The sequence below is a fragment of the Cellulomonas algicola genome (assembly GCF_019024305.1).
In the GTDB taxonomy this organism is placed as follows: domain Bacteria; phylum Actinomycetota; class Actinomycetes; order Actinomycetales; family Cellulomonadaceae; genus Cellulomonas; species Cellulomonas algicola.
Map to the genome: position 1 here is coordinate 146,732 of NZ_JAHKSJ010000017.1, position 19,820 is coordinate 166,551.

The following is a 19,820-nucleotide window of genomic DNA, read 5'->3' on the forward strand; positions in this document are numbered from 1 at the left end:
CCCGCGTTCTGACAGCCGAGGTAAGCGGGTCCCTGCATGTCCCAGTACGACACCACGCTCGACCCGACGGTGTCGAACACGAGCCACAACCAGGTCATGAGCCTCGTGCCGCGAGGGTCGACGGTGCTCGACGTCGGCTGCGCCACGGGCTACCTCGCCGAGGCGCTGGTCGCCCGCGGGTGCGTGGTCAGTGGTATCGAGTACGACGCCGACGCGGCCGAGAAGGCGCGTCCCCATCTCGACCACCTCGTGGTGGGCGACCTCGTGACGATGGACCTGGCGCACGAGTTCGGCGACCGCCGCTACGACGTGATCGTGTGCGCCGACATCCTCGAGCACCTGCCCGACCCGGTCGACGCGCTGCGCCGGCTCGTCACGCTGCTGCGTCCCGGCGGCTCCGTCGTGATCTCCATCCCGAACGTCGCGCACGGGTCGCTGCGGCTCGCGCTGCTGCAGGGACGCTGGCGGTACACCGAGACGGGCCTGCTCGACCGGACGCACATCCGCTTCGTCACGCGCACCACGCTGCTCGAGCTGCTCGCCGAGGCGGGCGTCGTCGCGGTCGAGGTGCGCACCACCTGGCGCGACGTCCTCGACTCCGACGTCTACGTCGACACGGCGGACCTTCCCGCGGGCGTCGTCGACTGGGTGCGTCAGCAGCCCGACTCGGGGACGTACCAGTTCATCGTCCGGGCCGTCCCGGACGACGGCGAGGGCGCGCTGCGCCGGGCCGTCGACGAGCGCGACGCGCTGCGGGCCGAGCTCGAGCACGCGCGTCACGACGTCGAGCGCGCCGCGGCCGAGCGCGCCGAGGCGCAGGAGTCGCTCCGGCGGATCCAGGCGACCCGGTCGTGGCGCCTGCTGCGTGCACCGCGCGCGCTGTACGGGCGCGTCCTGGGTCGCGGGGGGAGCCGCTGATGTCGCTCGTCTCCGACCTGACGTCCTCGCGCGAGCTGCTCGCCAACCTCACGCGCCGCGAGGTCAAGGGCAAGTACAAGCGGACTGCGCTCGGCCAGCTGTGGTCGCTCGTCAACCCGCTCGCGCAGATGGTCATCTTCACCGCCGTCTTCTCGTTCATCCTGCGGATGCAGCCGGCGCCCGGTGACCCGAGCGGGCTCGACGTGTTCGCGCTGTGGCTCCTGTGCGCGCTGCTGCCGTGGGCGTTCTTCACGAACGTCGTCAACGGCGGCATGGGGTCGATCGTCGGCAACGAGAACCTCATCAAGAAGGTCGCGTTCCCGCGCGTCACGCTCCCGGTGTCGAACGCGCTCTCGGTCGGGTTCACGTGGTCGCTCGAGATGCTGGTGCTGCTGGTGGCCCTGGTGGTCGCGGGTGCCGCCGCCTGGATGTGGGTCCCGGCCGTGGTGGTCGCGATGGTCGTGCTGCTCGCGTTCGCCCTCGGCGTCTCGCTCATGCTGTCGATCGCGAACGTCTACTTCCGCGACACGCAGCACTTCGTCGGCATCCTGCTGCAGGCGTGGTTCTACGCGACGCCGATCGTCTACCCGGTGTCGCTCGTCGCCGAGCAGTCCGAGAAGATCGGCCCGCTCTTCGGGTCGGTGACGCTGCTCGACCTGTACCGGCTCAACCCGATGGAGCGGTTCTCCGAGGTGTTCCGCAACCTGCTGTACGACAACCGCTGGCCGAGCCTCGAGTCGAGCCTGATGTGCCTCGGCTGGGCGGTCCTGTCCCTGGGTGTCGGTGCGTACGTGTTCCGGCGCCACCAGACGAAGCTGGCGGAGGCCCTGTGAGTCCCGTGGCGGTCTCCGTCGACGACGTCACCAAGAAGTTCCGCGTCTACCACGAGCGCAACCAGACGCTGAAGGCCGCGGTCATGCGCGGCCGGCGCTCGGTCTACGAGGACTTCCACGCGCTCGACGGCGTGAGCTTCGAGATCCCCGAGGGCAGCACGTTCGGGCTCGTGGGCGACAACGGCTCGGGCAAGTCGACGCTGCTCAAGTGCATGGCGCGCATCCTCTACCCCGACTCGGGCAGCGTCGTGACGAACGGCCGGGTCGCGGCGCTCCTCGAGGTCGGGTCCGGCTTCCACCCGGAGCTGTCGGGGCGCGACAACGTCTACCTCAACGGGTCGATCCTCGGCATGACGCGTCCCGAGATCGAGCGGAAGTTCGACCAGATCGTCGACTTCTCCGGCGTCGAGCAGTTCATCGACCAGCCGGTGAAGAACTACTCGTCGGGCATGTACGTGCGGCTCGGCTTCGCGGTGGCGATCCACGTGGACCCGGAGATCCTCCTGGTGGACGAGGTGCTCGCGGTCGGCGACGCCGCGTTCCAGGAGAAGTGCACCGAGAAGTTCGTCGAGTTCCGGCGCGAGGGACGCACCGTCGTCGTCGTGAGCCACTCGATGCCGTCGCTGCGCAGCATGTGCGACCAGGTCGCGTGGCTCGAGCACGGCAAGCTCGTCGAGACGGGGGAGGCCACGCCGATCCTGCAGCGCTACCTCGACTCGACGCGGACCGACGCGGTCACGGGCGCCGACGGTCAGGTCCGGTGGGGCACCGGCGAGGCCCGGCTCGACAAGGTCGAGGTGCTGCACGACGGCCGGCCGGTGGAGGCCGTGCGCACGGGCGACGAGGTGTCGATCCGGCTGCGCTACACCGCCACCGAGCGGATCGAGAAGCCCGTCTTCGGGCTCGCGATCGAGTCGCACGACGGCGTCTACCTGTGGGCGAACAACACGCGCGACGCGAAGTACTCCGTCGACGCGATCGAGGGCACCGGGGTCGTGGAGTGCCGGATCCCGCGGCTCGCGCTGCAGCCCGGCCGGTTCCAGGTCCTCGCGTCGATCGTCGACTCGACGACCACGCACGTCTTCGACTACGTCCGTGAGGCGGCCTGGGTCGCGGTGGAGTTCGGCGACCCCGTCGAGTCCGGCGGCTACCTGGCGCTCGACGGGCGCTGGTCGTGACGGCGGAGGCCGCGGCGCCGGCGGTCACGCGTCGGCGCGTCCTCGTCGTCACGCTGGACACCATCGCCGACCGGATGGCCGGTCCCGCCATCCGCGCGTGGGAGATCGCGCGCGCGCTCAGCGACGAGCACGACGTGCGCGTCGTGACGTTCGGCCGCTGCACGCGTGACGGCGAGGGGTTCGTCACCGAGCACATCGACGTGTCCGACTTCCGGGCGCGCGTCGAGGCGAGCGACGTCGTCGTCATCCAGGGCTTCGTGTTCAACGCGTTCGCGTGGCTGCAGGAGTGCGAGCAGGTGCTCGTCGTCGACCTGTACGACCCGTTCCACATCGAGACGCTCGAGGTGGACCGCTACAAGCCGGCCGCCGAGCGGGAGCGGGCCCTCGACTTCGCGCTCGGCGAGCTGCGCGACCAGCTGCGCCGCGGCGACTTCTTCCTGTGCGCGTCGCGTCGTCAGCGCGACCTGTGGCTCGGCCAGCTCGCCGGTGCGGGGCGTCTCAACCCCGACACGTACGACGACGACCCGTCGATGCGGTCGCTGCTCGCGATCGCGCCGTTCGGGAGCCCTGCGGAGCGTCCCGTGCAGCGCCGCCACGCCATCAAGGGCGTGGTCCCGGGCATCGGGGAGGACGACAAGGTCGTCCTGTGGGGCGGGGGCGTCTACAACTGGTTCGACCCGCTCACGCTCGTGCGCGCGGTCGACGTCCTGCGTGCGCGGGTGCCGGAGGTCCGGCTCTACTTCCTCGGGATGCGGCACCCCAACCCGGACGTCCCCGAGATGGCCGTCGCGGCCCGGTGCCGCGAGCTCGCCGAGGAGCTCGGGCTGGTGGGCACGCACGTCTTCTTCAACGAGGACTGGGTGCGTTACGAGGACCGCGCGGACTACCTGCTCGACGCCGACGTCGGCGCGAGCTGCCACTTCCTGCACGTCGAGACGGAGTTCTCGTTCCGCACGCGCATCCTCGACTACCTCTGGGCCGGGCTGCCCATCGTCGCGACCGAGGGTGACGGCTTCGCCGAGCTCATCGACGCGGAGGGCATCGGCCGGACGGTTCCCGCCGAGGACGTCGACGCCCTCGCCGACGCGCTCGAGACCATGCTGGTCGACACGGCGGCCGCCGCGGACGTGCGCGCGGCCGTCGAGCGCGTGGCGCGGTCGTTCACGTGGCCCGTCGTGCTCGAGCCCCTCGTCGAGTTCTGCCGTGCGCCGCGTCGCGCGGCGGACGCCGCCCGCTGGGCCGGCACCGCCGTGGACGCGCCCGCGCCCAGGACAGCCGCGCCGTCGCGCGTGCGTCGACTCGTCGCCGACGCACGGTCCGCCTGGCGCCACCTGCGTGCCGGCGGGCCACGGCAGGTCGTGTCGAAGGTCCGCTGGCGGCTCGCGCGGCGACGCTGACCCGGCCCGGACAGGACCGCGGCGTCGCCGCCCGGCGCACGCTGGTCCGCGACGGCCGGCGAACGCCGGGCCGTGCGGCCGTCAGCGCGCGGAGCGGTGGTTGATGTGCGGGTCCACCTGTGCGAGCCGGGTCGTGCGCTCCTCGAGGTAGCGGCGCTCGAACGGTCGGACGTCCGCGACCCGTGACGTGCTCTCGTAGTGGAACAGCGTCGCGAACGGCGCGCACACCACCCCGTACCCGGCGGCGACGACCTTGTAGCAGTAGTCGACGTCGTTGAACGCCATCGGCAGCTCGGTGCTGAACCCGCCCAGCTCGAGGTACAGGCCCCGCGGCGTCAGCAGGCACGCGCCCGTCACGGCCAGGTAGTCGACGTCGACGACCTTCGCACCGAAGTGGCTGTCGTCGTCCGCGCCCAGCCGGTGGGCGTGGATCGGCAGCCACTCGTCGTCGTGGATGATCCCGACGTGCTGGATGGTGCCGTCCTCGTACAGGAGCTTGGCGCCCACCACGCCCACCGTCGGGTCGGCCGCGACTGCGACGAGCCGGTCGAGCCAGCGCGGCTCGACGACCTCGGTGTCGTCGTTCAGGAGGAGCACGAGGTCGCCGCGCGCGACGCGCACACCCTCGTTCACGGAGTGCGAGAACGAGAACTCGCCCGTGACGGGCGCGACGACGAGCCGGTCCCCGACGATCGAGCGGACCAGCTCGACCACGTCGGGCGGCGTGTTCTCGCTCGGGACGAGCACGAGCTCCCAGCGGTCGTACGTCGTGCGCTCGACGAGCGAGCGCACGCACGTCTCGACGACGAGTGTGGGGACGCCGCCGACCTCGCGGCGCCCGCCGCCCGTCGGGACGACGATCGAGACGAGCGGCGGGTCGTCGAGCGTGCGCCAGGCGCGGACGTACCCGGCTGGGCCGGTCACCTCGACCGTGGCGGGAACGCCGAGCCGTGCGTACCGGGCCGCGACCGCGCGTCGGCCGTGCTCGGCCGTCTCCGCGTCGCGTGCGGGGCCGGTCTCGCGCGTCACGCCGATGAGCGGCAGGTGCTCGACGCGGTCGGTCCGCTCCGTCACGCGCAGGTGCACGTCCCACTCGACGGCGCGGGGCGCGTCGGTCCGCAGGCCGCCGACCTCCGCGACGAGCGACCGGCGCAGCACGCACAGCCGACCGAGGTAGTCCCACCCCTCGAGGTAGTGCGGCACCCAGTGGGGCTTGGTCGCGATGCCGGTGATCCCCGGCGCGGGCCACTGCTCGTCGGTGTAGAGGACGTCGACCTCGGGGCGCTCCGTGAGGTAGTCGACCACGGCACGCAGGACACCGGCCTCGACCTCGTCACCGCCGCCGAGCAGGCCGACGTACCGGGAGGTCACGGCGTCGAACGCGGCACCGAGCTCGTCCCCGGGCGCGCCGTCGTCGGCGAGCTGGACGTGCCGCCGCCCGAGGAGGTGGCGCACCTCGCCGCGTGCGTGCTCGCTCCCGACACGGGCCGGGACGACGAGCGTCCACGGGCCGTCCCCGGCCGCGGCGACGCTGCGCGCGGTGCGGAGCAGGCCCGAGTCGTCCGTGCCGGGCAGCAGGACGAGGGCGACGAACGGCGTCACGCGCGCCGGCCGGCGAGCACGCCGCGCAAGGCCGACCGGCCCCGACGCAGCACCGAGCGGCCGCGACGGGCGACGGCGCGTGCCGCACCCGACGCGCTGCCGCGCGCCTCGTCAGGCGTCAGCCGGGCCTCGAGCAGCTGGATCCGCTCGTCACGCTCGGTGAGGGCCACGCTCTGGTCGTGCAGCAGGCCGTTGCGCAGATGGACGCCCGCACGGGCGACCTCGAGCTCGGCGACCGTGGCCTCCAGCCGCCGGCGCAGCAGGTCGACCTCCCCCCGGTCGGTGAAGTCCGCCATCCGGGCGTGGGCGGCGGCGTCCTTCTCGGCGAGGGCCGAGTGCCACGCTGCACTCGAGGGCTCATGCACTGACATGGGGTGAGGGTAAGGCATCCGGACACCGTGCCAGGGCACTCGAACGGCGGACGTTCGCGGACCTCTAGAGTGGACGGATGCGTGTCGTGCAGGTCTCCGCTCACTATCCCCCGAACCACGTGAGCGGGGGGACCCTCGTCCCGCAGCGCCTCGCCCGCGGGCTCGCCGCGCGGGGCCACGAGGTGTTCGTGTACGCCGGTCACCTCGACGAGCACCGCCGGCCGCTCGAGACCTGGACCGAGGACGACGGCTCCGGCGTGCAGGTCCGGTGGATCGTGACGACGCCGTGGACCGCGTGGGCCGACCCGCGCAACAGCGTGAACCCCCCGGTGGGCGAGGACTTCGCGCGCTGGCTGGACGAGGTCAAGCCCGACGTCGTGCACCTGCACTCGCTCCAGACGCTCGGGGGCGAGCTCGTCGAGGTCGCCCAGCGCGCCGGTGCGGCCGTCGTCGTGACGATGCACGACTTCTGGTGGACGTGCGCGCGGCAGTTCCTCGTCGCTCCTGACATGCGGCCGTGCAGCCTCGTCGTCGACTGCGGCACCTGCCCGTGCGCGGGCGGTCACACGTGGCTCGAGCGGCGCAACACGGTCCTCGCGCGCTACCTGCGCCACGCCGACGTCGTGCTCACCCCGTCGGCGAGCGCGGGCGCGGTGCTCGAGGCGAACGGCGTGGACGGTGCCCGGCTGCGCGTCGACGAGAACGGCGTGCCGCCCGAGGACCTCGTGGGCGCCCCGGTGCCGCACGCCGGCGACGACGAGCCGCACCCCGTGCGCCTCCTCTTCGCCGGCACCCCCGACCCGATGAAGGGCATCGACGTGCTCCTGCGCGCGGTCGACACCCTGCCGTCCGACGGCTCGTGGACGCTCGACGTCTACGGGGTGCCGGAGCGCGGCCGCCATCGCCCCGAGGTGCGCTTCCACCCGCGGTACGGACGCGACGAGGTCGCCGAGGTGTTCGCGACGCACGACGTCCTCGTGCTGCCGTCGGTCATGCGCGAGTCGTACTCGATCGTCACGCGCGAGGCGCTCGGGTCGGGGCTCGCGGTCGTGTGCACGGACACCCTCGGTCCCGAGGAGGTCGTCCGGGACGGCGAGAACGGCCTGGTCGTGCCCGCGGGCGACGCGGACTCGCTCGCGGCCGCGCTGCGACGACTCGCGGAGTCGCCCGCGCTCGTCCGGCGGCTGCGCGGCGGCACCCAGGCCGTGCCGATCCGGACGGTCGACGAGCAGCTCGACCACGTGGAGGAGGTCTACCGCGAGCTCGTCGACCGCGAGGACCCGGCCGAGCACCCCGAGCAGCGCACCGCCGAGGTCGATGCGGGGCTGCGCTCGCTGGTCAACCGGGTCCTGGTCGTCGTGGGCATCCGCGGTGCGGCGCTGCGGTACCGCGGCCGGCTGCCCGCCGAGGCGCTGCGGATGCGTGGCTTCACCGTCGACGTCCGCCACTACCGCGACCCCGAGATCGCCGAGCTCGCGGACCGGGCGGACGTCGTGGTCCTCTACCGCGTGCCCGCCACCGTGCAGGTCGCGGACCTCGTCGACCGGGTCCGCGCGCGCGACCGCGCCGTGCCCCTGCTGTTCGACGTCGACGACCTCATCTTCGACCCCGAGCTCGAGGGCGAGGTCCACGGCCTGCACGTCCTGTCGGCCGAGGAGCACGCGCTGTGGTGGCGCGGCGTCGCGCGCTACCGGACGACGCTCGAGATGTGCGACGCGTACGTCGGCAGCACCGAGGCGCTGTGCGCGCACGTGACCGCCGTGACCGGGATCCCCGCGCACCGGTTCGCGAACGGCGTCGGCCAGGCGCTCGCGCAGGTGAGCGACGAGGCGCTCGCGCGTCCCCGCACGCCGGGTCCGCTGCGGATCGGGTACTTCTCGGGGACGAACACGCACGACGCCGACTGGGCCGCCGTCGAGCCCGCCGTGGTCCGCGTGCTCGCGTCGCACCCCGACGTCGAGCTGTGGCTCGGCGGCCAGCTGGGTACCGGCCCGGCGCTCGAGCAGTTCGGCGACCGCGTGCGACGTCTGCCGATGCTGCCCTGGTACGAGCTGCCGCAGCGGCTGCGCGACGTCGACGTCAACCTCGCGCCGCTCGTGCTCGACAACCGGTTCAACGAGGCGAAGTCCGCGATCAAGTGGCTCGAGGCCGCGCTCGTCGAGACCCCGACCGTGGCCTCGCCCACGCAGCCGTTCCGTGAGGCCGTCGAGCACGGCGTCACCGGGATGCTCGCGACGGACGAGGAGTCGTGGGTCGAGGCGATCACCACGCTGCTCGACGACCCGCTCGCACGCCGCCGCACGGGGTCGCGCGCCCGCCGCGACGCGCTCCTGCGGTGGGGTCCGCACGCGCAGGGAGAGCGGTACGAGGAGATCCTGACGACCGTGTGGCGCGCCCGTGCCGCCGACGGCCCTCGCGCGGCGTCCGGCTGGGAGCCCGTGCTGGACGACGAGCCGCTGGACTCGACCGAGGGCTGGCTCGACCCGTACCCGGGGATCCCGGCGGGGTCGGCGGACCACCTGCGCGAGCTGCTGCTGCGCGTGCCCGGCGGGTCGAAGGTGGTGGCCGCGGGCCGCGTGCTGCGGTCCGACGGGCCGGTCGCGGTCGTGCGTCGGACGGCGTTCGTCGTGCGTCGCAAGCTCGTGGGATGACGTTCGTGCGAGTCCGCACCACGCCTCGCCCCTGACGCCTATGCTCGGACGGCTCCGTGAACGTCCGACGAGGTGAGGTGCCGTGACACTCGCAGGCCGACTGGTCGCCGCAGCGGCGACGCTGGCGATCGGGGTGACGACGCTCGTCGCCCTGTCCGGACCGGCGAACGCCGCCGAGGAGGTCTACCCGGTCCCCGCGTCGGGGGCTTGGACGGTCGACGGGCGCGCGTTCGGGCACGGCCGCGGCATGTCGCAGTGGGGCGCGCAGGCGCAGGCGCTCCAGGGTCGGTCCGCCGCGCAGATCCTCGACTTCTACTACCCGGGCACGGGCACCGCGACGCAGCCGGCGAGCACCTACGTCAAGACGTCGCTGGTGACGTACACGCCCGCGTCGAGCGTCACCGTGTGGGCACCCGAGGGACGCACGATCCGGATGGGCACCGTGGGCTCCGAGACGTTCGGGTTCACCGGCCGCTGGACGATCACGGTGTCGGGCCAGACGGTCACCGCGCAGCGCCGCGACGCGCCGAACGGGGCCGTGACGGACACCCGCCAGTTCACCGGCGTCTTCCGGATGGAGTCGCTCGACGAGTACGGGATGGTCATCGCCGCGTCGCAGGGCGACACGAGCGGCCGCTGGTACCGCGGCGACATCCGCATCGAGCCGACCTCCGGCACCGCGTTCAACGTCACGAACAGCCTCCCGATGGAGGGCTACCTGCGCAGCGTCGTCCCGCGCGAGTCGCCCGCGAGCTGGGGCGCCGCGGCGCTGCAGGCGCAGGCCGTCGCGGCCCGCACCTACGCGCAGTGGAAGGTCGACCACGGCAGCGCGCTGTGCGACACGACCACGTGCCAGGTCTACGCGGGCCGCGGCACCGCCAACGCCGCCGGCACGCTGACCGCCTCGAACGAGGACGCGCGTTCCGACGCGGCGATCGCCGCGACCGCGGGACAGGTCCGCACGTACAACGGCGCCGCGGCGTTCACCGAGTTCTCGTCGTCGAACGGCGGCTGGACGACGGCCGGCGGCTACCCGTACCAGATCGCGCAGCAGGACCCGTGGACCGGCTCGGCGCCGGGCGACACGGTCTCCCGGTGGACGGCCTCGCTGCCCGTCTCGACCGTCGCCGCGCAGTGCCCGTCGAACGGCACGCTGCGCGCGCTCGTCGTCACGAGCCGCACGGGCAACGGCGAGCTCGGCGGCCGGGTCCTGCAGGCCCGCGTCGACTGCTCGACCGGCAGCCGCACGATCGCGACGCCCGCGTTCGGCCTCCGTTCGAGCTGGTGGCGTCCGCGGCCCACGACGCCCGCCCTCGAGCAGGTGCTCGTCTCGTCGAGCGCGATCGACCACGGCGGCCAGTTCGCGATCGGCGCGACGCCCAACGTGCCCCTGTCCTGGACGCTCACGGTCGTGGACCGGAGCACGGGCCGGCTCGCGGCGACCGTGCACGGCTCCGCGCAGTCGGGGGTCCGGTTCAACGCCAACTGGTTCGGCACCTACGACTCGCCGCCCGCAGGGGCGTCGCCCTACGTCGGGCCCGGCACCTACGACCTCACGCTGTCCGCGCAGGACGACGCCGGCAACCAGGCGGCCCCGTTCCGGACGGCGCTCGAGGTCCGCCCGCCCGCCGACCCGGCGCCGCAGGCCGAGGTCGCCCTGCGCGGCGCCGGCTCCTACGTGCCGCTGACCCCGACGCGCGTCCTCGACACGCGGGACACCTTCTCCGCCCTCGGCGGGGGCCGGCGGGCCGACGTCGTCGTCGCGGGCAAGGCGGGCGTGCCCGCCGACGCGTCCGCGGTCGTGCTCAACGTCACGGCCGTCGGGACGAGCGTCGCCGGGCACCTGCGGGTGTGGCCCGCGGGCTCCGCGATGCCGAACACGTCCGTCGTCAACACCGACCCGGCCCGTGTCCAGGCGAGCCTCGTGACCGTCGCCCTGGGCGGCGGCGGGGCCGTGAGCGTCTACAACCCGGTCGGCACCACGCACTACCTGGTGGACGTCCTCGGCTACTACACGACCGGCGGCACCGGCGCCCGGTACACCGCGGTGGACCCCGTCCGCGCGTTCGACTCCCGGTACACCGGGCAGCAGCTCACGGACGGCGCACCCCGCACGATCGACGTCGCGGCCGCGCTCGACGTCCCGGCCGCCTCGCTCAGCGCCGTCACGGTGAACGTCACCACGACCCGCGCGCAGGGCAACGGCTACGTCGTCGCGTACGGCGGCGGCGGTCTGCCGACCACGTCGACGGTCAACCTGCAGCTCGGGGCGGACGTCGCGAACCGCGCGGTGGTGCCCGTCGTCAACGGCACCGTCACGCTCGCGCTCAAGGGCGCGCCCGCGGACGCGATCGTCGACATCGGCGGCTGGTACGGCGCGCCGGGCGGCACGAGCGGCGCGCTGTTCACCCCGATCACCCCCACCCGGGTGCTCGACACGCGGCTGACGACGCCCCTCGGCCCCACGGGGCAGCGCGTCGTCCCCGTCCCCACGTCGGTGGTGCCCACCGGGGCCACCGCCGTGGCCGGCACCGTCACCGCCGTCAACCAGACCGCCCCGTGGACGCACGCACGCGTGTGGCCCGCGGGTCTGCCCCTGACCCCGACGTCGGACCTCAACAGCACCGGCGCCCACACCCAGGCCAACGCCGTCGTCGTGCGGCTCGGGGCGGGCGGCGCCGTGGCCGTCTACAACGACCAGGGCACGTCCCACCTGCTGCTGGACGTCGTGGGGTACTTCGGCTGACGCCCGCGCACGGGCGGGTGCGGCGGCAGCGTTCCGTCAGACCCGCCCGTCGGCGTTCTCGGGGACGGCCACCGGCCCGCGCGTCGCCGGGCATCACGCCGACGTGACGAGGGGTGCGTCGTCGACGGCGTGGACCGGGTCGCCGCACGGCGAGGTCCACGCGCACGGACGCGTTCGGACGGACGCCGGGGTCCGGGCGGGTGGGTCGCTCGTGGCGCGTGCGGTCAGGTGCGCGCGGACGGTCGGGGTCCGGGCGGCCGGGTCGCTCGAGCGAGCGGTCAGGCGCGCTCGGTCGGGCCGGGCGCCGTGGGCCGCGGGTCGTCGACGTCCACCGGCGTCGCCGAGGCCGGCGCGACGGAGCCGTCGGTCGGGTGGTCCAGCGCGGCACGCGTCGTTGCGGCTGCCTGCGCGGCGACTGCCTGCGTGGCGGCTGCCTGCGCGTCCACCTTGGCGGACAGCAGCGCGATCTCCTCCGCGAGCGTGCGCGTCTCCTCCTCGAGCTGGGAGATCTCGACGCTGAACTGCACGCAGACGAGGAACAGCACCAGCCCGGTCACGAGGAACAGCAGGTTGACCGGCTGGATGACGCCGAGCGCGGCCGCGAGCCATTCGAGCACGGCGGGGAACGCGCCGATGACGAGGACGACGATCGCGAGCGCGATCCAGATCGCCGCGTACTTCTCGCGGATCCGGCGTGCGCGCAGCAGGTAGACGATCGAGCCCACGGTGACCACGGTGAGCACCAGGGCGGTGACGTAGCCGCTCACCGCGCGGCACCCGTGGCGACCTCGCCGCGGTCGGCGGTGCTCACCTGCGACGGGCGGCTGAGCGCGACGACGAGCGCGAGGACGGCACGCAGCAGGAAGACGGTCGCCTTGAGCGGGCCGTGCGACGGCTGGCCGCCCTGCCGCTCGCGCATCTCGACGGGCACCTGGCGCACGGTGAGCCCGGCACGCGCCGCCAGGACGAGCGCCTCGACGGTGTCGCCCAGGTACTCCGCGGGGTACTCGGTCGCGAAGAGCGGCAGCGCACGTCCCCGCGCGAGCTTGAAGCCCGACGTCGCGTCCGTGAGGCGTGTGCGCGTGACGCGCGACAGGACCCCGGCGAGCACGCGCATCGCGGCGCGGCGCGGCCCGCGGGCCTCGTAGGTGCCGGCGCCGGCGAACCTGGCGCCGATCACGAGGTCGGCGTCGTGCTCGCGCGCGGCCGCCATGAGGTCGGTGATGGCGCGCGGGTCGTGCTGACCGTCGGCGTCGAGCTGCACGACCTGCGTGTAGCCGGCGCGCACGGCGTACTTGAAGCCGGCCCGCATCGCGCCGCCGACGCCGAGGTTGATGGGGAGGTCGAGCACCGCGACGCCCGCCGCGCGGGCCAGCTCGGCCGTGCGGTCGCGGGAGCCGTCGCTGACCACGAGGACGTCGGTCGACGCGAGCTCCGGCCGCGAGGCGCACACTGCACGCACCTCCGCGAGGACCCCCGGCAACGCCGCCTCCTCGTTCCACGCCGGGATGACGATCAGCGCCCGGTCAACGCTCGATGACACCGGAGCAGCCTACCGAAGGTGGGCAGATGCCCCGCGCGCGGTCCGTCCACGTCGGCACGCTGGCCGTGGCGGTGCCACCCCGCGCGCCGTCTCGCACGCCGTTCACCGGCGCGCCGTGGCGAGTGGGCCGGTGCGGCCGCGCAGGCCGTCGGCGAGCCCGCGCACGAGCAGCCGCAGCCGCTGGGCGCGCGGCGCGACCGCGAGCACGTAGAAGACCGAGTACTTCGTGATCCACGCCGCGTAGCCCCAGCGCCACGCGGTGGGCAGGAGGTCGCCGCGCACCAGGGCCACGGTGTTGCGCGCCATGTAGTAGTTGCGCGTGGGGGAGTGCAGGTGGACGGCCCGGCGCCGGCCCGCGATCCGCCGTGTCTCGTCCCCGAGGGCGTGCGCGAGGCGGGCGCCGACGACGCCGTACAGCGCGAACCCTGCGCGTCGCGCTCGCAGGCCCCACTCGAGGTCGACGTGGTCGATGAACAGCGCCTCGTCCATGTCGCCCACGACGTCGAGCGCGGCCACGTCGACCAGGCAGCCGGACGCGATGAGGAAGGTCACGGGCACGAGGGCGCCGTCCGTCGCCGGGATGTCCGCGCGTCGGGGGCCCCAGCGGTGGTCGGAGAACAGCAGCGCCGCACCCTCGTTGCGCTCGTCGGTCGTGATCGGGCCGACGGCTGCCACGGGCCCGCGCTCCGCGGCGGTCGCGAGACCGGCGCGGAGCCGGTCGACCATGTCCGGCGCGGGCAGGGAGTCCTGGTCGGACAGCAGGACGAGGCGCGCACCGAGCTCACGCGCACGGGCGATCCCGACGTTCTGCGCGGACGCGATGCCGAGGTTGGCGCCGAGCGCCACGAGCTCGCCGCCGTACGCCGCCACCCGGTCCCGCAGCGCGGCCACGTCGTCGGCAGGACTGCCGTTGTCGACCACGACCACGCGGTCCACCTGCGGGGCGAGCGCGTCGACGAGCGCGAGCGCCTGGTCGACCGCCGGCCGGTACGTCACCATCACGGCGACGACCGGCGGACGGTCCGGGGCGGCCTCAGCCACGCAGCGACGCCAGGTACTGCGCGACGTCCTCGGCGCGCGGCAGCAGCCCCTGCGCCTCGGCCTCGCGCAGCGACGGCGCGGCGGCGTCCTTCTCGGACAGCTGCGGGGTGATCGGGCTGCCGTCACGCGCCTGCGTCGGCCAGTCGATGCCGACCGTCTCGTCGAGCGGGTGGATGCCGTGCTCACGCCCCGGGTTGTAGCCCGCGGAGCACAGGTACAGGACCGTCGAGTCGTCCTCGAGGGACATGAACGCGTGGCCGAGCCCCTCGCCGAGGTAGATCGCACGGCGGTCGACGTCGTCGAGCAGCACCGAGTCCCACGTGCCGAACGTGGGGGAGCCGACCCGGATGTCGACGACGACGTCGAGCACCGCGCCGCGCGCGCACGTCACGTACTTGGCCTGCCCGGGTGGCACGTCCGCGAAGTGGATCCCCCGCAGCACGCCCTTCGCGGACACCGAGAGGTTCGCCTGCTGCAGGTCGAACGCGTGGCCGGCCGCGTCGCCGAACGGGGCCGAGCGGAACCACTCGAGGAAGACCCCGCGCGGGTCGCCGAACTGCCGGGGCGTGATCTCCCAGGCACCGGGCACGGCAAGCTCGCGAAACTCCACTGCATCTCCTCCGACGACGTCCGCTGGTCGCCGACCAGGGTATCGGCGCGGCTACCCTGACCCGGACATCGTGGGACGACGGGGAGGACGCATCGTGCGCTGGTTGGTCGCTGGAGCGGCGGGGATGCTCGGGCAGGACCTGGTCGCGCTGCTGCGCGCCCGCGACGAGGACGTGGTCGCGGCCGACCGCGGGACGGTCGACATCACGGACGCCGACGCCACGGCGCGCGCGGTCCGCGGGACCGACGTCGTGGTGAACTGCGCCGCCTGGACGGCGGTGGACGCGGCGGAGTCGCAGGAGTCCGACGCCTTCCGCGTGAACGCCGTCGGCGCCGCGGTCCTCGCCCGCGCGGCGCACGACGCGGGGGCCCGCCTGGTGCAGGTCTCGACGGACTACGTCTTCGGCGGGCACGCCGGCACGCCGTACGAGGACGACGCGCCGATCGCCCCGCTCTCCGCGTACGGCCGGACCAAGGCTGCGGGCGAGTGGGCCGTGCGGGCCGAGGCGCCGGACCACCTGATCGTGCGGACGGCCTGGCTGTACGGCGCGAACGGCCCGTGCTTCCCGCGGACCATCGCACGGGCGGCGCGTGAGCGGGGCGCGCTCGACGTGGTGGACGACCAGCTCGGCCAGCCGACGTGGACCCGCGACCTGGCGGACCTCGTCGTCCGGCTGGTCGACGCGCAGGCGCCCGCCGGGGTCTACCACGGCACGTCCTCGGGGCAGGCGTCGTGGTTCGAGTTCGCCCGTGCCGTCGTCGGTGCGGCGGGCCTCGACCCGGCGATCGTGAGCCCGTCGACGTCGGACGCGTCGGCCCGGCCGGCCCCGCGACCGGCCTACTCCGTGCTCGGCCACGCGTCGCTGCGGGCCGCGGGCGTGGAGCCCATCGGCGCGTGGGACTCCCGCTGGGAGGAGGCGGCGTCGGAGGTGCTCGCGGCCGGCTGACCGGCCGCCGGCCCTGCCGGGGCACCGCGGGAGCGACCGGTTCCTCCCGCTACCATGGCGCGTGCTTCCCCACGTCCTGAGCCGTCATCCCTGGTTGCGTCCCGCCGTCGGCGTCGTCGCCGTCTTCGTCGCCCTCGTCACGTGGGCGCTGTCCTCGGCCGTCGGCTCGAGCCCGGACGAGGACTTCCACCTCGGCAGCGTGTGGTGCGGCCAGGGCCTGCGCGACGGCGTGTGCGAGGCGGGCACCGACCCGACGACGCGTCAGGTGCCGACCTCCATCGTCAACACGCCCTGCTACGCGTTCAAGCCCGAGGACAGCGCCGCGTGCCAGGGTGACCGGCTCACCGAGCCCGACGGCGCGATGGAGCTGACGAACCGCGGCAACTTCACCGGCGACTACCCGCCGGTCTACTACTGGACGCTCAGCCACCTCGTCGGGCCGGACGTCGAGCGCTCCGTCGTCGCGATGCGGGTGCTCGCGGCGTTCGTCGTGGTGCTCGTCTCGACCGCGGTCGCGGCGCTCGTCAGCACCGGTCAGCGTCGCGGGCTCGTGCTCGCGATGCTGGTGTGCGCCGTGCCGTACGGCACGTTCTTCGTCGGCTCGATCAACCCCAGCGGGTGGACCCTCTACGCCGCCGCGCTGCTCATGGTCGCGACCGTCGGGTTCCTGACCGCACGCGAACGGTGGCGAACCTACGCGACGGCTGCGGTCGCAGTGCCCGCGCTGCTGCTCGCGGCCGGCTCGCGGGCCGACGGCGCGCTCTACGCGGCTCTCGGTGTCGTCGTCGCCGTCGTCATCGCGGGCCGCGTGGGCCGACCCGACCTCCCGCGGCTCGCCTACGCGGCGCTGCTCGCGGCCGTCGCCGGCTGGTCGTTCCTGTCCGCCGGGCAGTCGTCCGCCGTCGAGGCGCAGTCCGGCGAGCCGTTCTCGCTGCTGCGCCTGAGCCGCGTGCTGCTGCAGGTCCCGAGCCTGTGGGTCGGGAGCTTCGGCACGTGGAACCTGGGGTGGCTCGACACCGCCATGCCCGCGGTCGTGTGGGTCGCGGCGCTCGCGTGCTTCTTCGGCTGCGTCTTCGCGGCGCTGACCGGCCTGGGACGACGGCGGGGCCTCGCGCTCGCGCTGGTCGCGCTCGCCGTCGCGGTCGTGCCCTCGTACATCCAGTACATCGCCGACGCGCCCGTGGGTGAGCAGGTCCAGTCGCGCTACGTCTTCCCGCTCGTCGTGCTGCTCGCCGCGACGGCGATGACACGGACGACGGGGGCGGCGTTCGTGCTCAGCGTGACGCAGCGCTGGCTCGTGGTCGGCGCGCTCGCCGTCGCCAACGCCGTCGCCCTGCACGTCAACCTCGCGCGCTACCTCACGGGTGACGACAACCTGAGCCTCAACCCTGACACCGCGCGCGAGTGGTGGTGGAACACGTCCGTCACACCGCTGACCGTCTGGCTCGTCGGGTCGGCCGCGTTCGCGGTCGCGCTCTGGGCGCTGACCGCGGAGCTGCGCACGCCCGCGCCCGCCGACGAGGTCCTGGGCGAGCGTCCCGCGGTCGCGGTGCCGGCGGCCGACGGCACGGCGGAGGACGGCACGACCGCGGAGGACGGCACGACGACCGCGGGCGGCACGACGCCGGCAGGCGGCAGCGCGACGGGCCGTCCGGTCGAGCCGTCCGTCAGGACGTCGCCGGCGAGCTGACGGGCGCGGGGCGCAGACGCGCACGCACCGCGGGGAGCGCGACGACGAGGCCCACGACGGGGCCCACGAGCGCGCCGGCCACGGTCGTCGGGACGAGCGGCCAGGGGCTCACGAGGAGCCAGACGCACGTCGCGCCCGTGGCCGACAGCCACGTCGCGACCATCGTGCGGTGCGCCGACAGCGCGATGAGCGCCGCCGACAGCAGCAGCAGCCACGCCAGCAGGCACGCGGACGCCACGAGCACGCCGACCGCGGCGGGCGAGACGACGTAGGACTCGTCGTACAGCAGCTGGACCAGCCACGGGCCGATCAGGGCGCCGACGACCCCGCCGAGCGCGGCGACACCCACCGCGGCGACGGTGCCGAGCACCACGACCCGGCCGGCTGGCGACGGCCGCCCCTCGTCGAGGTCGGCACGCCAGCGCGCGACGCGCGGGACCGCGACGGCCTGCACGGGCGACACGAGCAGGAGGGGGAGCCGCGAGACGGTGAGCGCGGCGAAGAGCGCGCCGCCGGCCGCTCCGGGAGCCTCGCCGGTGAGGGCCGTGACGAGCGTGGGGAAGCCGGTGATGACGGCGGCCGTCAGCGCACCGCCGCCCAGGAGCGACACCGCGCGGCCGCCCGCGGCACGCAGGTCGGTCGGCAGGGTGCGCGCGCTGCCCAGCACGGTGGCGGTGGCGCGCGGCCAGGCGAGCCACGCGAACGACCCGACCCCGACCGCGAGCGCGGCGGTCGTGAGGTCGAGCACCCCCGCGACGAGGACCAGGAGGAGCACGACGAGACGCAGCGCGGCCTCGGCGACGACGATCAGCCCGTAGGAGCGTGTGCGGGCGGTGCCGACGAGGTAACCGCGGACGGCGAACTGCGCGGCGAAGCCGACGGAGGTCAGGACGACGATCGTGCCGAACACGGTCGCGGAGCCGCCGTAGACGCGGTCCGCGACCGCGGGCACGAGGGTGAGGGCGCCGACCGCCCCGGCGAGCAGCGCCGCGACGACCGCGACGGAGCCGGTCGACGGCGTCTGCACGAGCTCGGACCGGGCGGCACGTCGGGCGACCTCCTGCTCGAGCGTCGACAGCGAGCCGCCGATGCCGAAGACCACGCCCCAGAACGCGATGAACTCCCCGTACTGCGCGGGGCCCAGCTGGCGGCCCACGACGAGCTGCAGCAGCCACCCGGCTGCGCTGGCGACGGCGATCGCGGCACCGATCGTGCCGATGCCGTCGGCGCGGGGGCGGCGGGCGCTCACGAGACGCGGCGCCGGGCGACGCGAGCGCGCGCGGCGAGCGCGAGGCCGCGCACGACGCCGCCGGTGAACACGGGGGCGAACACCGGCAGGAGCGTCGCGGTCGCGCGGGTCTCCGCGGCCGACCCCCCCGACGCGCGCACGCCCGCGGCACCCGCCGCCGCGACGGCGACGACGCCCGCGAGCCCGACCCGCGGGTGCCGCAGCAGCACGTACGCGCCCGCCCCCGCGGCGGCCACGCCGCCGAGGAGCGCCCACCGCAGAGGCCCGGGCCGGCCGACGTAGCCGTCGACGAAGGTCGTGCCGCGGAAGTACGACTGGCGCACGAACCCGCGCATCCCCGCCCGACCGTGGTAGCGGAAGGCGAACTGGGGGGCGAGCCACATCCGCTCGTGCTCGGCGACGTCGCGCAGCATGCGGGTGTCGTCGCTCGACAAGGAGTCGTCGTCGTACAGCGACGCGAAGCGCGACATCGCGTCGAGCAGGAGCTGCCGGGGGGCCACCAGGCAGCCGGTGCCCTTGGGGTAGAGGTCGAAGTCCTCCGACCCGAACGACAGCAGGCGCGGGTCGGCGGTGTACCGCCGCCAGCCGATCTTGACGAGCCCTGCCCAGAACGCGGCGTACGGGTTGCCCGCCGTCTCGACGTCCACGTGGCCGACCCAGACGCGACGCTGCGGGTCCTCGCGCGTCGCGGCCCGCACCCACGTGAGCGAGGGCTCCTCGACGATCACCCGGCTGTCGAGCAGCAGCACGCTCTCCTCGCGGGCGGCGCGGACGCCCGCGAGGCGTGCCGCGAGCCGACCCGAGTTGGGCTGCGTGACGACGCGGACCTCCCCACGCGCCTCCCGCTCGCGGAGCACCTCGGGCGTGCTGTCCGTGCTGCCGTCGTCGACGACCACGACGTCGAGCGCGATGTCGGCGGCCCGCGCTGAACGCAGCAGCGCGTCGAGGCAGCGGTCCACCCACGACTCCTCGTTGAAGACGGGGATCACGACGCTCAGGCGCGCGAGGGGGTCGACGGTGGGGGAGGTGGGGACGTTGGTCACGC

General features: G+C 74.3%; 16 protein-coding genes. 8 read left to right on the top strand and 8 right to left on the bottom strand.

The window, feature by feature from the left end; translation table 11 throughout:
- The first annotated feature begins 36 nt into the window (after positions 1–36).
- From KOV94_RS14030 to KOV94_RS14045, 4 genes are read left to right on the top strand one after another with little or no spacing between them, the layout of a single operon-like run.
- Positions 37–918 (top strand): class I SAM-dependent methyltransferase, encoded by an 882-nt coding sequence (locus KOV94_RS14030; RefSeq protein WP_124344506.1) that lies wholly within the window; start codon positions 37–39, stop codon positions 916–918.
- Entirely contained in the window at positions 918–1,751 is an 834-nt protein-coding gene (locus tag KOV94_RS14035) for an ABC transporter permease (RefSeq protein ID WP_124344507.1), read from the top strand. Before KOV94_RS14030 ends, KOV94_RS14035 begins: the two co-directional genes overlap by 1 nt.
- Complete coding sequence (locus KOV94_RS14040) at positions 1,748–2,929, top strand: ABC transporter ATP-binding protein (RefSeq protein WP_235843568.1); 1,182 nt, start codon at positions 1,748–1,750, stop codon at positions 2,927–2,929. Before KOV94_RS14035 ends, KOV94_RS14040 begins: the two co-directional genes overlap by 4 nt.
- Positions 2,926–4,326: a glycosyltransferase family 4 protein gene (locus KOV94_RS14045; protein ID WP_308160555.1), complete on the top strand. Its 1,401-nt coding sequence runs from the start codon at positions 2,926–2,928 to the stop codon at positions 4,324–4,326. The genes KOV94_RS14040 and KOV94_RS14045 overlap by 4 nt, the downstream gene beginning before the upstream one ends.
- A gap of 81 nt (positions 4,327–4,407) precedes the next feature.
- Here KOV94_RS14045 and KOV94_RS21310 read toward each other — a convergent pair whose 3' ends face one another.
- Both KOV94_RS21310 and KOV94_RS14055 read right to left on the bottom strand, forming a co-directional pair.
- Positions 4,408–5,928 (bottom strand): glycosyltransferase, encoded by a 1,521-nt coding sequence (locus KOV94_RS21310; protein ID WP_124344484.1) that lies wholly within the window; start codon positions 5,926–5,928, stop codon positions 4,408–4,410.
- Positions 5,925–6,299: a hypothetical protein gene (locus tag KOV94_RS14055; RefSeq protein WP_124344485.1), complete on the bottom strand. Its 375-nt coding sequence runs from the start codon at positions 6,297–6,299 to the stop codon at positions 5,925–5,927. The genes KOV94_RS21310 and KOV94_RS14055 overlap by 4 nt, the downstream gene beginning before the upstream one ends.
- Before the next feature lie 77 nt (positions 6,300–6,376).
- On the opposite strand from KOV94_RS14055, the gene KOV94_RS14060 reads away from it, so the two are divergent.
- Positions 6,377–8,950 carry a glycosyltransferase gene (locus KOV94_RS14060; protein WP_218052383.1) on the top strand — a complete coding sequence of 858 codons (2,574 nt, stop codon included), beginning with the start codon at positions 6,377–6,379 and terminating at the stop codon, positions 8,948–8,950.
- 82 nt (positions 8,951–9,032) lie between these two features.
- Positions 9,033–11,696 carry a SpoIID/LytB domain-containing protein gene (locus KOV94_RS14065; protein WP_218052384.1) on the top strand — a complete coding sequence of 888 codons (2,664 nt, stop codon included), beginning with the start codon at positions 9,033–9,035 and terminating at the stop codon, positions 11,694–11,696.
- Between the two features lie 278 nt (positions 11,697–11,974).
- Here the strand turns inward: KOV94_RS14065 and KOV94_RS14070 are convergent, their stop codons facing one another.
- The 4 genes from KOV94_RS14070 to KOV94_RS14085 form a co-directional block, all read right to left on the bottom strand.
- On the bottom strand, positions 11,975–12,463 hold the full coding sequence (locus KOV94_RS14070) for a DUF2304 domain-containing protein (protein ID WP_124344488.1): 489 nt from the start codon (positions 12,461–12,463) through the stop codon (positions 11,975–11,977).
- Positions 12,460–13,239, bottom strand: coding sequence for a glycosyltransferase family 2 protein (locus tag KOV94_RS14075; RefSeq protein ID WP_124344489.1), 780 nt, complete (start codon positions 13,237–13,239; stop codon positions 12,460–12,462). Before KOV94_RS14075 ends, KOV94_RS14070 begins: the two co-directional genes overlap by 4 nt.
- Before the next feature lie 102 nt (positions 13,240–13,341).
- Entirely contained in the window at positions 13,342–14,280 is a 939-nt protein-coding gene (locus KOV94_RS14080) for a glycosyltransferase family 2 protein (RefSeq protein ID WP_218052385.1), read from the bottom strand.
- The gene (locus KOV94_RS14085; RefSeq protein ID WP_218052386.1) at positions 14,273–14,890 is read right to left on the bottom strand and encodes a dTDP-4-dehydrorhamnose 3,5-epimerase family protein; all 618 of its coding nucleotides are present in this window, start codon (positions 14,888–14,890) and stop codon (positions 14,273–14,275) included. The genes KOV94_RS14080 and KOV94_RS14085 overlap by 8 nt, the downstream gene beginning before the upstream one ends.
- A gap of 94 nt (positions 14,891–14,984) precedes the next feature.
- Here KOV94_RS14085 and rfbD point away from each other — a divergent pair, with 94 nt between their 5' ends.
- Complete coding sequence (rfbD, locus tag KOV94_RS14090; protein ID WP_218052387.1) at positions 14,985–15,836, top strand: dTDP-4-dehydrorhamnose reductase; 852 nt, start codon at positions 14,985–14,987, stop codon at positions 15,834–15,836.
- 61 nt (positions 15,837–15,897) lie between these two features.
- Positions 15,898–17,526, top strand: coding sequence for a DUF2142 domain-containing protein (locus tag KOV94_RS14095; RefSeq protein ID WP_218052388.1), 1,629 nt, complete (start codon positions 15,898–15,900; stop codon positions 17,524–17,526).
- On the opposite strand, the gene KOV94_RS14100 is transcribed toward KOV94_RS14095, so the two are convergent.
- Together KOV94_RS14100 and KOV94_RS14105 are read right to left on the bottom strand one after the other, a co-directional pair.
- Positions 17,504–18,775, bottom strand: coding sequence for a hypothetical protein (locus KOV94_RS14100; RefSeq protein WP_124344597.1), 1,272 nt, complete (start codon positions 18,773–18,775; stop codon positions 17,504–17,506). The genes KOV94_RS14095 and KOV94_RS14100 overlap by 23 nt on opposite strands.
- Positions 18,772–19,818: a glycosyltransferase family 2 protein gene (locus KOV94_RS14105; protein WP_218052389.1), complete on the bottom strand. Its 1,047-nt coding sequence runs from the start codon at positions 19,816–19,818 to the stop codon at positions 18,772–18,774. The genes KOV94_RS14100 and KOV94_RS14105 overlap by 4 nt, the downstream gene beginning before the upstream one ends.
- Positions 19,819–19,820 lie beyond the last annotated feature (2 nt).